Here is a 13,318-nt window from a genome sequence, read left to right on the forward strand (position 1 = left end):
GCCCTTCGATGGGTCCGACCTCGAAGGACGCGGCCGGCCGCAGATCGTCGGGTCACCCGTGCGCCGTCCAGTGGCCGTCGACCGGCGCGACCTATCATGCCGGGCATGGCTACCGAAGACAGCAACCCGCGCGTCCTCGATGAGGAGCAGGTGGACCGTCTCGCCCGCTACGGCGAGCCGGAGGAGGTCCAGGAGGGGCAGAACCTGTATGCCTCCGGTGACAGTTCCTATGACTTCTTCCTGTTGCGGACGGCGACCGTGGACGTCTTCAGGGACGCCACCGTGGTTGAGCCGGAGCACCTGGTCCACCGTCGGGAACCGGGGGAGTTCCTCGGCGAGCTGAATCTTCTCACCGGTCAGCAGGTCTATCTGACGGCCCGGGTCGTGAGGGCCGGGACCGTGGTGCGGATCGCGGCGGCGGAGTTGCGCCGGGTTCTCGCCGAGCAGGTCGACATCGCGGACGTGCTGATCGAGTCGTTCCGGGCGCGGCGTGATCTCCTGCGATCGTCGGCCGGCAGCGCTCTGGAAGTGGTCGGCAAGCCTGACGCTGCCGAGACGCTCAGGTTGCGCACGTTCGTGACGCAGATGCTGCTGCCGCATGCATGGCTCGATGCGACGTCGCTGTCCGGTCGTGCGCTGATGAGATCGATCGGCGCAGCCACGGACGATCTTCCGGTCGCGGTGGCGGGCGGAACGGTGCTGCGCCGCGCCACTCCGGGGACGGTGGCTGAGACGCTCGGCCTGACCTATCATCCTGCGGCGTGCATCCCGGATCTCGTGGTGGTCGGCGCCGGGCCGGCCGGGCTCGCCGCCGCCGTCTACGGTGCCTCCGAGGGGCTGGCCACCGTGCTGCTGGACGGCAGCGGGCTCGGCGGGCAGGCCGCGACGAGCGCCCGGATCGAGAACTACCTGGGCTTCCCGCAGGGCGTCAGCGGTGAGGAACTGACCCGGCTGGCGATGATTCAGGCACTCAAGTTCGGTGTGCAGATCTTCTCGCCCTGCAAGGTCACAGGGCTGGACCTGTCCGAGGAGCGGCGGCCGGTCGTGCTCCTCGCCGACGGCTCCCGAATCGAGACCTCCACGGTGATCGCCGCGACCGGGGCACAGTACCGGCGCCTCGACATCCCGCGGTGGACGGATTTCGAGGAGAGCGGCTGCATCCGCTATGCGGCGACGGAGCTGGAGGTGCGCCGGTACGACTCGCAGCCGGTGGCCGTGGTCGGCGGCGCCAACTCGGCCGGGCAGGCGGCTCTGTCGCTGGCCGCTCACGGCTGCACGGTGCATCTGGTGGTGCGTTCCGGCGACCTGGGGGCGAAGATGTCGGCGTACCTGGCCAACCGCATCCTGGCCGACCCGCGGATTCATGTCTGGACCGGCAGTACGGTGCGGCGACTCGGCGGGGACGAAGCGCTGACGTCGGTCGTCATCGCGAGTGCCGATGGCCGCTCGCAGCGGCTGGATTGCCGGGGACTGTTCTGCTTCATCGGGGCGGCGCCGGCCTCCGAGTGGATGGAGGGTGTCACCAAGGACGCCGGCGGCTTCGTCCTCACCGACAGCCGCCTGCCCGCGATCGGGCACAACACCAGGCTGCCGTTCCAGACCAGCGCAGCACATGTCTTCGCCGTGGGAGACCTCCGCTCAGGCTCGACCAAGCGCGTGGCCACGGCGGTCGGTGAAGGAGCGGGCGCCGTCTCCTCCGTCCACACCGTCCTCGGCAGCTGAAGTAGCGGCCTTTCAAAGAGGGCTGTGGACACCGGCGTCCGAATTTGCGGGGGACAGCCCGATTGCGCTGGGTTTCACGATGCCGCTGCGGTTGACTTGTAGCGCTCAAGCCTCGTGAAGGATCGCCATGCCCAATTCTCGGCCCTTCCGGTCACGGCCGGAGGATTCTCCGCCGCTCTCGGCCGTTGTGTGTATTTTTACCGGCTGTTCCGGCTGATCTCTCGCGGCGTCCTGGGCGTACTGTCTTTCGGTGCTGACCGAATTTATTCAGTCTTTGAGAGGTTTCAGCATGTCAATTTTCCAGGTTGTCGTTCCAGGTGTTCTGCTGGCTTCTGCCCTGTCCGCTCTTCCCGCTTCGGCGCACGCATCCGGCGACGAGGTGTATCTCGCCGCCGGGCTGCGCGGCGCCGGCGAAGTGGGCACGACAGGTGACAAGGACGGCCGCTCGACAGTCGTCCTCAAGATCAGCGGTGACGAGATCACGTTCGCGATCCGATGGAACAGGATCGGCACGCCGACCGCCGCTCATGTCCACCTGGGAGCCAGGGGCGTCAACGGCGAGATCAAGCTCAACCTCATCACCACGCCGATGCCCAAGGGCGTGCTCGGCGTCAGCGGTACCGTCAAGGCCGGGCCCGATGTGGTCAACGCGCTGCTGGCCGGGCCCGACGGCTTCTACGCCAACCTGCACGACGCGAAGCACCCCAAGGGTGCGCTGCGTGGGCAGTTCCACCGGCTGAGCAAGCCGATCGACCTGCGCGGGGTACTGCACGGCAGCAACCAGGCCACGCTTTCCGCCGGCGCGAGCGGTGCGCAGGAGGTCCAGGAGAACGACGGCAAGAAGCGCGGCGACCAGGACGGTCAGGCCGTCTGGTGGTTGCGGCGTAGCGGTTCCGCTCTCGCCTATACCGCTTCCTGGTCCAAGCTCGGCGCGGTGACCAACGGTCACGTGCACAAGGGCGCGGCGGGCAAGAACGGGCCGGTGGTCGCGGACCTGTTCGCGGGCAGTCTGCCGGCCAACCTGACCGGCGTCGCCGGCGAGACGCCGCTCAGCGGCAAGATCGCCAAGCGCATCACCGACGAACCCGGCGGCTACTACACGAACCTGCACACGACCGACTTCGCCGGTGGAGCGGTCCGCGGCCAGCTGTCCGACCAGAAGTTCACGCATCCGCGGGCCGTCACCGCCGACGTGCGGCGCGGCTCGCAGATCTACTCCTGCACCCGGCAGCCGTCCGGAGCCTTCGCCTCCACCCAGCTCGGCGTGACGGCCAAGCTGCGGCGTGGCATCGACCACTCGTTCGTGACCCCGGCCGCCGGTCCGCCGCAGTGGATCGCCCCCGACGGCAGCGCGGTGCGCGGCACGGTCGTCACCAAGACGCCGAACGGCGACGGCAACATCCCCGAACTCGTCCTCGACGCGGCCCAGACGGGCGCGAAGACCGGGCTGCTCGCGCACGCCACCCAGATTCTGCGCCTGAACACCGTCGGCGGCGTCGCTCCCACCGGCGCGTGCAAGCCCGGCTCCGAGGTCAAGGTCGCCTACGGAAGCGACTATCTCTTCCTCGGCTGAAGCTCCGCCCGACGCCAGGAGCCCTCTTTGCGGAGCAACGTCACTTTTCTCACCACGGTCGCCGTCGCGGTCTTCCGCAGAGCCCGTCACCTGTACGCGACCGCCGTGATCGAAGATTCACCGCCCACCGACCAGGAGGCTCCGCCACTACAGGGCGCCACGCGAGGGTGCACTCCCGAGGCGTGACATCGTCCCCGACTGGCTTCCCGGAGACGTCGCGCCCAGAAGTGGAGCCGAGGCTGAGCGGGGCCCTGCTCAGCTCTCCCAGGTGAGACCGAAAGCGTCGACGGCCGTCCACGAGGCGCCGATCGCGCAATGCGCCGCCAGACCCGCCTCCCCCAGGGCGGCGACGGCGCGGTCGCGGATCGCCGCGAGGTCACGGGCGTCGTCGGCGTCGGGCACCAGCCCGACGGCGTCGTAGGCCCGGGAGGTGAAGCCGAGCATCCAGGCGGCCTGCCGGTGATCGCCGTCGGCCGAGGCCAGCGCACAGGCGCCGAGCCCCAGGTGGGGGAGCATGGACCGGTGGCCTTCGCGGAACACCTGGTCGCGCACGTGAGCCAGCAGGACACGGGCGCGATCACGGTTGCCGAGACGCAACTCGGCCAGGGCCAGCTTGTGCTGCTCGGCCAGCACCATCGCCGGCAGTCGCAGCGCCTCGTACAGGTCGATGCTGGCGAGGTGGCGCTTGCGCGCCTCAAAGTGATCCCCGGCCCGGCGGGCCACCGCGGCCAGAACGTGCCGTGGCCGCTCCTCCCGGCGCCGGTCGCCCGCGAGCAGGGCGACCTCCAGGGCTGACCTGGCCATCTCTTCCGCGCGGTGCAGGTCGCCGGCCTGCAGGGCGGCGCGCGCCATGGTGTACAACGCCTCCACCTCGCCGGCCACGTCATCGCAGGTGCGGGCCCGCTCCGCCTCTGTCGTCGCCAGTCGCAACACACCTGCGAGATCGCCGCGGCGGAAGGCGGCGCGGGCCTCGTTCTGGAACGTCATGCGCCGCAGGCCGCCTCGAACGTGCTCGCCCGAGGTGAAACCCTGGTCGCGGCCTTGGCGAACACGCTGCCTGCCCGCATGACGGCGTACGGGCATGAAAGTCTCATGGGTTCCGGACTCCTGAGGTGGGATGCACGGCGGAGCGGGGCCAGGAAGGCCCGGCGTGGTGGATGAAGGAAGGCTAGTCGCCTATCCGGTGCGGGAAAGACCAGGTCGGCACCGCGACGAGCGTCCCTGTCCTGACCACGGACACCGCGACGATCGCATCGCCGAGAGCCGGATGGAGGCCCGGCTTCTGTTGCCGCGACCCCTTCTCGTGCCCCGGTGGCCTGCGGGATCGGGGTCGGTAACGGTGGAGCGCGGGTCTGCGGACCGTGTGCGGAGCACCGCCGGAGGCGCCCCGCGCAGGGGGCGTTTCCTGGCGACATCACCGTCCGAAAACTGGTCTGTACGTGCTTTCACCTGCAGGAGGACGGTGTGGCCAGGCTAGGCTCTGGCATGGCCGAGCAAGACGACACGTAAGGCTCTGAAGGTGGGACCGTGATGAACACCGTCAGGCCGGTGCCGCCACTTCGGCCGTTCCCACGTCCCGGTCGTGGGCTTGCTCGGTGGGACGCCTTGACGGGGGCCGCGGTCCATCGCCCGTCTCCGGCGGCGTGATTGACGGCGTCTCCGCGTTCCCGAACCGGCCGCCACTCTGCTGAGCAAGGGAAACCGCGGCAGGGGCGCAACCTTCTGATCAACGCTTGAGCGGCTGGACGTACCGGGCCGGTCCGTTGGTGGGACGAAGTTGAGCCGGGCCGCTCGACGCCGCTGAGGTCAGGAAAGTGCTGGTTTGAGCACATATGAGACCATATGCGTCTTTCTGCGTAGATCGGCCGGGCAGCCCGCTCTAACGTCTGGGACGTCTCTCACTGCGGCAGTACCGACCAAAGGAATGCCCACATGCCCTTCATGCGCCTCCGCGCCACCGACGACGGGTTCGCGGCCGGCACTTCTGCCCCGGCGGCCGGCATCGATCCAGCCGTCGTCCGTAGCGCGCATCCCATGGTCGACACGCCGGTCGGCGACCGCGCACTGCTCCTGGCCGACGGCACCGAGGCCGACCTCCACGCTCTGACGCCGCACTTCCGCCAAGCGGTCCACAACCTGCACGAGCGGTGTTCTGCCGCCTCGCGCCGCTTCCGCTACTTCTCCGCGATGCCGAGCCTGCCTCCGCGCATGTTCGACCGGCTCTGTGACCGCGGTCGCGGCATCTCCGTGGTGGCCTGTCACGACGGGCAGGTGCGAGCCATGGCGAACCTCATGTACTGCGCCGAACCCGGCACGGCCGAACTCGCCTTGCTCGTCGAGGACGCCTGGCAGGGCCGCGGCCTGGGCGCCCAGCTCGCCCGCACCCTCGTCGGCACCGCCCGTGACCGCGCCATGGCCGAGGTCCGAGCCAGCATCATGGCGCAGAATGAGCGGATGCGCCGCCTCATGATCAGCCTCGGAGCCGCCCTTCGCTACACCGGCGACCCCGGGGTCATCGAAGCCCGCCTGCCGCTGACCGTCAGGGCCTGAGGCTGGACGCGGGGAACGTGAGCTGAGGCGGGCGTGAACGGTCCAGGACGCCCGGCTTCGTCCGGGTGAGGCCCGCTCAACGGGGCAGTGCGTCCATGGCCCGTGTGTGCGCCGACGCGAAGCGGCGCTCCACCGTCAAAGCGGCTCCCACCACCGCACCCGCGCCTGCCGAGACCATGACCAGTCCGGTGACGTCGCTGACCGCGACCGAGAGCACCACCGCGATCAGCATCGCGCCCGTGTGCAGCGACTGGTCGAGCACGTACGGCGCCTCCACCCAGCCATGGCACTTCTTCAGCTCGATCAACCGGCGGACGATCCAGCGGCGGTCGATCACGGCGTGCGTGCTGGCCGACACCACGAGCGCCGTCGCCATGCTGACGATCTCCAGCGGCACCACCACGCACACCAGCGCCAGAGCCGCCGCCTGCGTAGCGGCGTAGCCGGCGACGTGCCGTAAGCAGGCGCCCCAGCCGGTCCACGGCGGCACTCCGGCGGCCAGAGCGTCCGGATGCGGGACGCTCTTGGCGGTCGCGACAGCGCTGCTCTGCACTACATGATCACCGACCTGGTGGCCCGCATACAGGGCGGCGAACATGACGGCGGCGAACGCGGCCGCGGTGGCATCCGACACGGGGGGTCCTTTCCTTTGTACCTGGCAGACAGTGAGGGGGCAGCTGCGCGCTTCCGCCAGAGGCTGAGCTTCGGCCGGCCAGTCTCGAGCCCTCAACGGCAAGGGGCCAGAGCGGCCTGCGGCCCGTGCTCAGGTCGTCACTTCCAGGGGAGTGCAGCGATCTTCACGAGGCGTTCCCCGACCCCGAACGGCTGAAGGGACAGGCTCGCACGAAGGGGAGGCGCTGGCCCCCACTCAGGCTCAGCCTGCCGGAGTACCGGCGAAGATGACCATGTACTTTTTCACATACCAGCGACCCATCGCTGCTACCTCGCTGAGCGTTCGCTCCCGCCTCCGGGAACGGACTCCGCCGCGGGCACCGGCGCTGGCGGCGCGCCGTTGCGGAGCACTCGGGCCAGCGAGCCGGGAGTGACCAGCGATGACGGCGAGGCGTAGAGGTTGGCCACCCGCTGGAAACGCAACGCCAGCTCCGGATCGCGAGCGGCGGCGGTGTGGAAACGCTCCAGGTAGGCGTTGAGCAGGCGTTTCTTCGGGTTTCACGGCGTTGGTGGCGTGATGCAGCCGAACGTCGTCGTCGACGGTGATCTGCCACGGCCCGTCCACCACCTTCGCGATCGGCTTGAAGAACGGCAGGGGTCGCAGGTCGGTCTTCAGCAGTTCCAGCGCCTCCAGCGCGGCGACCGTCATGCCCTGGCCGTACCTGGGATTGAACGCGCAGCCGGCGTCCCCCGTGACGAGCAGACCCTCGGGGAAACGGGTCAGCTGTTCGTAGCGGCGCCTGATCCCGGCCGGGTTCCGGTACACCTGCAACTCCCCGAAGGGCTGGGCGGTGGTGACGAGCTGGTGCAGATCGGGTGTCGGCAGATCGGCCGCGAACGTGGCGAACCCGTCCAGGCTGGGGTCCGGGGCCTGGCCCTAGCCGACCAGGGTGACGATCCAGCGGTCGTCCTCCATCGCCAGGGCCACTCCGCCGCGAGGGCTGTCAGGGGTGGGGGCGACGACGACGATCAGATCGCCGTCGAGGTCGCCGGGGCGGCGACGGAACTCACGCGTCCCGTACCGCACGTCCAACATGACGCGCTCCTCGGCCGGTGGCACGATGCCCAGCTCGTCCAGCCAGAACGGCGTGCGCGACCCGCGGCCGCTCGCGTCGACGACGAGGTCGGCCGGCATGGGTTCCCCGCCGGCGAGCCGCACTACGGTGACGCGGTCCCGCTCGACGAGCAGGCCCGTGGCGACGCTGTCCGGCAGCACCTGTACGCCGGGCAGCGCGGTGATCCGGCGCCGCACCTGCCCTTCGAGCATCGGACGGCTGGCGAGCAGCCCGGTCATGCCGCTCTCGACCCTGGCGTGCCGCTGCCCGCAGTGGATGTGCCGGGCATCCCGCTGCACGTCGCTTCTCATCGCGCCCTGTGCGACCAACTCGGCCGTGATCCCCTTTCGTAGAGGGGGAAGGGCAGGGTCATATCACTGCGGCAGCGCTGTGCCGCTCGGCGACGCAGCAGCCGGCGTCTCCGGCTCCGGGCGCGCAGGGGTGCGCCGTTCCGGCCGGCGTGGCCGCAGCGTCACAAGAGCCGGCATGGTCGGCCGCTGTCGGGTCGCCTTGGGGCCGTCGGGGGGAGGGGAACGCGCTCGGCTTCGCCGTCACTGCCCCGGGATTCAGGTTATCCACACAGTTTCGGGTACGGGGCGCCGGCGAGCATTGACGCAGGGGAAATTCCCCCGACAGCGCGGATGCCTTCGCTGAGGACACTTCACACGCGCGGGGAGAGGTGCATTCCGGGAAAGTGGAAGGCCCGGACAGTTCTTGTCCGCTGAACGGCGGTCCGCTGAGTGGGTGGTTCAAGACCGGAGCGCCGTCACGGAATTGTTTTGTTTCGGTGCGCGCCGAGGTCTTTCTAGATGCGGGGTGCGGGCCGGCGTGGACTGTTCGCCGGCCGCACCCTGATCGGCATCGACGAGAACGGTCAATCGAAGACGACTACCTGGCGGCCGATCACGTCGCCCCGGCCCAGCGCGCCCAGGCGGTCGTTGATGTCGTCGAGCCCGACCGGTGTGACGGTGTGCTTGACCCGGCCCTGGGCGGCGAGGGCGAGCACCTCGGTGAGGTCGTTGTAGTTGCCCCAGAACGATCCCGAGAACGTCCGCTCGCCGGACACGAACAGGAAGATCGGAAATTCGACGCTCGTGCCCATCAGGCCGACCGACACGAGAGCTCCTTCCGCTCCCAGGAGCGAGGCGTTGAGCTCGAGGGACTGCGGAGCTCCTGAGCAGTCCAGGGCGCCGTCGATCTCGCCCCGGCCGGTCAGCTCCCTCAGCTCCGCCCGCATCTGGTCGGGCGTCTTGCCACGGGTGTTGATGGTGTGGTCGGCACCGTTCTGCCGGGCTACGTCGAGCTTGTCGTCGCTGCGGGCGAAGGCCACCACGGTGGCGCCGTCGCCGAGCAGCTTCGCGTACTGGACGCCGTAGCTTCCGAGCCCGCCGATGCCGCTGACGACGACCGTGCGTCCTGGGCCGAGCCGTCCGGTCGCGCGTAGCTTCTTCATACCGCGATAGGGGGTCAGCCCGGCGTCCACGAGAGGCGCGAGCTGGTGCGGCTCCAGCCCCGCGTCCGCGTCGATGCGGATGAGGTGGCGGCTGGGGACCGTGACGTACTCGGCGAATCCTCCGGGCGGGCCGAAGCCGATCCATCCGCCGCTTCCCGTGCAGAGTTGTTCGTTGCCCTCATGGCACTGGCGGCAGGTGCCGTCGCCCCAGGCGGGGTTGACGACCACCCGGTCCCCTTCGGACAGGCCGGTCGATCCGGGCACGTCCGAGCCCAGCTCGGCGACCTCGCCCGCGACCTCATGGCCAGGGATGTAAGGGAAGGTGAGATCGAGGGGGAAGTAGCCGTCGATGAGCTGGTAGTCGCTCCGGCACATCCCGCACGCCAGCACCTTGACCAGCACTTCGTCCGGGCCCGGTACGGGCACCTGGACCTCGTCGATATGGAGTGGTTGCTTGTAGCCGTGCATCCTTGCTGCGCGCATGTCCATCACGCCTCCTCTCAATCCTGTTCGGATCACAAGACACGGAGTTCGCGTACAGGCTCAAGGTATCCGTAATCGCCATAAACGTGAGGAAAAGGTAAGCAATCTCGCATTTGCTCGCTTTTGGTATCACGCCTCACCTGTACATAAGGGGTACAGCCATTACCTCGCCGTGGAAATCCGTTCGAGCTGCGGCCTTAGCCTGAGAAGGGATGACCGATGGGGGAGGCCACAAATGATCACTCGAGCCGTGGTGGGTGCTGATCCGTATGCGCGGATGCCGCGCGTGGCTGCGTTCGGGGTGAGGAGCGGCACGGTGGGTGATGGTGATCCGTGGCCGGTGGCGCAGATGCATGTGAGTGTGGGTGGTGGGGATGTGTCGCCGGAGTTGTCGTGGTGGGGGGCTCCGGAGGGGTCGTTGAGTTTTGCGGTGACGGTGCTGGATGTGGATGCGCCGACGGGTTCGGGGTTCTGGCATTGGGCGGTGGTGGGGATCGCGGGTGGTGTGTCGGGGTTGCCGGAGGGGGCGGGGGATGAGCTGGGGTCGGGGTTGCCTGAGGGGGCTTATCAGTTGCGCAATGACATCGGTGAGGCTCGTTTCATGGGTGCGGCTCCGGCTGCGGGGAGTGGGCCTGATCGTTATTTCGTGGTGGTGCATGCTCTTGATGTCGAGGACATCGGTGTGCCGGCTGGTTCGACGCCGGCGTGGCTGGGCTGGGTGATGTCGAGTCATGTGCTGGGCCGGGCGATCCTGGTGGCCACCGCCGAAATCCCCGCCTGAGCCTTTCAGCCGAGGCGTGGGACTCCCGTCCCGCATGGTCCGTTGACCGGGAGTGGTCCGGGCCGGCCTCCGGGTGTCAGCAGAACCGCTTCACGGGGTCGACCTGCTTGTTGTAGCGGCCCAGCGAATCGAGCACCTGGCCCTGTTGAACTCGGACGAGAGTCTTGTCGTAACGGTGGCCGTTGGAGCGCTTGTTGCGGTCGTCATGGTTGATGAGGTTGACCCGGCTGCCGGTGTTGTTCCAGACCGACGACATCATGTCGTTGAAGCCATGACGGCCGAGGTCCGGGTAAGTTGCCATGGACAAGCCCGGCCCTCCTGGCCGGGCTTGTGTTTGCCGACTGATCTCCTGAGAGAGCTGTGGTCAGCAATAAATCGCGGTACCGGCGCCTTTATATGCCTCGAGTGCTGCTCCCGCGAAAGCGTTGCTGCTGCCGGGACCATGGCGCTCCGTTATCCCGTATTTCTCGGCCAGGTAAGCCTCGACTGTGTTGCGGATACTGGGCACGTCACTGCAGACCCAGTTAACGACCTTGTGTGCCGACTGGATGGCGTCCTGGTCCGACATCTGGGTCTCCGGGAAGCCAGCCGCCCGGAGTTTCTTCAGGAACTCCTCATCAGGGTCCGCCGCAGTCCTCGGAGTTGTTGGAGTGCTGCCTGTTACCCCAGCTGCGTGGGCTGGAGTGGGTGTAATAGCTGCCGCGGTTGCAGCTGTCGAGATCAGAACCATGAACGCTATGGCTGAACGGCTGCACTTCTCGTACCTTCTCATCCCTGGCCTCCTTGAGATATCATTCCGATGAATGCCCCGGTGCGCAGCGCTGGTTTTGTCGCCGCCGGGCTCCACTGAACTGATTTGCGGCCCCCTAACCTTGTGCTGTGGCTTCTCAGCCAGGCAGTCCGGGAGATGCCCAGCGAAGTAGGGCGGCAGCGCGATGGCCTTGTTACGACGCTTCCCGACCTCCTTTCAATCTTAGGGTGGGGGAATGCTACAACTTTGGAATCCCTCCGGGTACCCGTAGACGATGCGCCCTTCATTCCAGTCAGTGCTAAGGCTCGGATCATTCGCTGGAGGATTAAAAGAAGTTCCTTTGAGGCAATGGGATCGGCCTAGATTCCATCCATTCTGAAATCCCTTCGTGCAGTCTGCCGACGTGTCCGGGCCAGGGGGTAACATCCGGCCCTGCTGACAGCCGCCTTCGTTGTGCGGCTATTCGCTGTTGCTTCCGTGGCACTGGCGACGATGATTGCTGAGGCCGGAAACGCCTCAGGCAGCGTGACCGCAAGGGTAGTCACGAGCGCCGGGCTGAGCAAGATTGGATATGTACTACGCATGCCACCCTCCTTTCACTAGGGAGATAAGGTCATCTCGCGATCTGCTGGCGGTTGCCCTAGCAGTAATCCGATTTCGGGGTAGCGAATCCGATTCTAACTCCGGCTCTCCTGGGATACCCAATCGGGACGGATTAAGTCGCCCATTCAACCGCCGTAGTACGGCAGGCTGGCCTAGGTAGTGGTGACCGTGCGCGTGTGCGCCTCTTCGATCTAATAGTCCGTCTTGAGAGGAGGAGCCGGTCTGTGCATCCACCACCACCGGGAATCTCTGCATTGATAGCTGTGCTTCCCCACAGCGATTACCTGCCCTTCGAAGTGCATCTTGCCTTTATAGACGCAGTCTGTTGTAGTCCTCGGAGTTGCTGAAATACTGCCTATCGCCGCCGTGGCGATGGCTGGAGTGGCCGTAGCGATCCCGATAGCCGAGATCAGCCCTACGGTTGCCGGAGCAGAACGGCTGCGCGTCTCGTATCGCCTCATACATAGGCTCCTTAGGATGCCCGCAGCCAGACCGCGGGCAATGGATGACCGGCGTAGGCGATGCAGTGAATGCCGTGCACGGCATCATTTCAGTCGCCGTCGGCTATTGAGCTGGCGCTGTGGTCCCACGGCAGTGGGTAAGCAGGAAATTTGCACAGATGGGACTACAGCAGTCATTAGCAGTGCAATCGGACTGAACATTGTCAGATAGCGACTGATCATTGCCTCTCTCCTCCCTGCTCGGCCAGATCCGAGCCGATGAGATCATCGAAAATGGCAGCCGGCAGTCCAGTCTTGGCCTGGGTCTCCTTGGAGCCCCCTCAGTCCGGGCGGCGGGCAACGGAAACGGATGGTGTAGGCGGTCCAGTGAATGCCGTACAGGAGCGCAGGTTCAGCCGACTCTATAGTCCCAGAGAAGACTGTCCAGGGGGACGCGTTGCAAATGGCAGCCCCTGGGCGCCTCTAACAGGTGTACTCAGCGATCCGCTTACTAGCCTCGCTGGCACCAGCCGATGTTCTTGTAAGGACTCCCACTCGTTACAGAGCTCCTCGCGGATGTATTGCGTCCAGCAGGCCTTTTTCTTCTTCCGGTCTGTGATTGTGAAGTGCCAGATATAGTATTTCTTCTTGTACTTCGAGTAGGTCTGTGTTGGCGTGGCGGACTTGTGATCGCCGCTGGTGTAGCTGAACCCGCGTGTGTCGCCGAAGGCAGAGTTGTGTGTGCTTACGATGCTACTGGTTGTGACAAGTACTGCTGGCATCAGTAGGGCGGCTAGGTAGAGCTTCTTATCGAGCATGATGATCCCCCCGGAAGGCGATCTACGGTGCTCGCAAATACGACGATGTTTCCCGGTTGCCGAATAATGGTCCCTCCCTCTCCCCTCACGAGAGGGATTTAGCGAACTATCGAGGAGTGCAGAACTTCTGCATACCCTCATCAAACCCCTTGTAGTATCCGTCCCTGTACCCGTAGAAGTAGCCTTGACTGTAGGCGTTTCCTTCCTCCACCTTGGGCCACGGCTTGTTGCTGCCAGCGCAATGTTCCCGCGTTTGCTTCAGTGCAGCCGAATACCCGTCCGAGCTCCCTTTCTCGTAGCCCTTCTGGTACGGAGGTGGTGGTTCTGCCGCGATGGGCTGACGGACAAGTTGCGTCCTCGGACTCTCATTGGTTGACGCCTCAACGGCAATCGGCGCGATCGCTATTTCGGCGACGA

Annotated in this window: 11 protein-coding genes; 4 read left to right on the forward strand and 7 right to left on the reverse strand. The window is 66.6% G+C overall.

Annotation, left to right across the window (positions count from 1 at the left end; genetic code table 11):
* Positions 1–105: 105 nt before the first annotated feature.
* Together B0I32_RS35145 and B0I32_RS35150 are read left to right on the forward strand one after the other, a co-directional pair.
* Entirely contained in the window at positions 106–1,722 is a 1,617-nt protein-coding gene (locus B0I32_RS35145; protein WP_219912159.1) for an FAD-dependent oxidoreductase, read from the forward strand.
* 289 nt (positions 1,723–2,011) lie between these two features.
* Positions 2,012–3,295: a CHRD domain-containing protein gene (locus B0I32_RS35150; RefSeq protein ID WP_106247141.1), complete on the forward strand. Its 1,284-nt coding sequence runs from the start codon at positions 2,012–2,014 to the stop codon at positions 3,293–3,295.
* 255 nt (positions 3,296–3,550) lie between these two features.
* On the opposite strand, the gene B0I32_RS35155 is transcribed toward B0I32_RS35150, so the two are convergent.
* Positions 3,551–4,378 (reverse strand): tetratricopeptide repeat protein, encoded by an 828-nt coding sequence (locus tag B0I32_RS35155; RefSeq protein ID WP_181308118.1) that lies wholly within the window; start codon positions 4,376–4,378, stop codon positions 3,551–3,553.
* An 849-nt stretch (positions 4,379–5,227) separates the two neighbouring features.
* Between B0I32_RS35155 and B0I32_RS35160 the strand changes: the two genes are divergently transcribed.
* Positions 5,228–5,845 (forward strand): GNAT family N-acetyltransferase, encoded by a 618-nt coding sequence (locus B0I32_RS35160; RefSeq protein ID WP_106247142.1) that lies wholly within the window; start codon positions 5,228–5,230, stop codon positions 5,843–5,845.
* 76 nt (positions 5,846–5,921) lie between these two features.
* On the opposite strand, the gene B0I32_RS35165 is transcribed toward B0I32_RS35160, so the two are convergent.
* From B0I32_RS35165 to B0I32_RS35175, 4 genes are all read right to left on the reverse strand, one after another.
* Positions 5,922–6,479 (reverse strand): DUF3307 domain-containing protein, encoded by a 558-nt coding sequence (locus tag B0I32_RS35165; protein ID WP_106247143.1) that lies wholly within the window; start codon positions 6,477–6,479, stop codon positions 5,922–5,924.
* Between the two features lie 240 nt (positions 6,480–6,719).
* Positions 6,720–7,283: a hypothetical protein gene (locus B0I32_RS56750; RefSeq protein WP_146178423.1), complete on the reverse strand. Its 564-nt coding sequence runs from the start codon at positions 7,281–7,283 to the stop codon at positions 6,720–6,722.
* Between the two features lie 111 nt (positions 7,284–7,394).
* A complete protein-coding gene (locus B0I32_RS35170; protein WP_146178424.1) occupies positions 7,395–7,883 on the reverse strand; it encodes an NAD(P)/FAD-dependent oxidoreductase in 489 nt (162 codons plus the stop codon).
* Positions 7,884–8,446: 563 nt separating this feature from the next.
* Positions 8,447–9,508 carry an NAD(P)-dependent alcohol dehydrogenase gene (locus B0I32_RS35175; RefSeq protein WP_181308119.1) on the reverse strand — a complete coding sequence of 354 codons (1,062 nt, stop codon included), beginning with the start codon at positions 9,506–9,508 and terminating at the stop codon, positions 8,447–8,449.
* Between the two features lie 235 nt (positions 9,509–9,743).
* On the opposite strand from B0I32_RS35175, the gene B0I32_RS35180 reads away from it, so the two are divergent.
* Positions 9,744–10,289, forward strand: a complete 546-nt coding sequence (locus B0I32_RS35180) for a YbhB/YbcL family Raf kinase inhibitor-like protein (protein WP_219912160.1) — start codon at positions 9,744–9,746, stop codon at positions 10,287–10,289.
* Positions 10,290–10,365: 76 nt separating this feature from the next.
* Here B0I32_RS35180 and B0I32_RS35185 read toward each other — a convergent pair whose 3' ends face one another.
* Together B0I32_RS35185 and B0I32_RS56755 are read right to left on the reverse strand one after the other, a co-directional pair.
* Positions 10,366–10,590 carry a hypothetical protein gene (locus B0I32_RS35185; RefSeq protein ID WP_106247148.1) on the reverse strand — a complete coding sequence of 75 codons (225 nt, stop codon included), beginning with the start codon at positions 10,588–10,590 and terminating at the stop codon, positions 10,366–10,368.
* A gap of 63 nt (positions 10,591–10,653) precedes the next feature.
* Positions 10,654–11,061, reverse strand: coding sequence for a DUF732 domain-containing protein (locus tag B0I32_RS56755; protein ID WP_146178425.1), 408 nt, complete (start codon positions 11,059–11,061; stop codon positions 10,654–10,656).
* Positions 11,062–13,318 lie beyond the last annotated feature (2,257 nt).

The organism is Nonomuraea fuscirosea (assembly GCF_003001935.1).
Classification (GTDB): domain Bacteria; phylum Actinomycetota; class Actinomycetes; order Streptosporangiales; family Streptosporangiaceae; genus Nonomuraea; species Nonomuraea fuscirosea.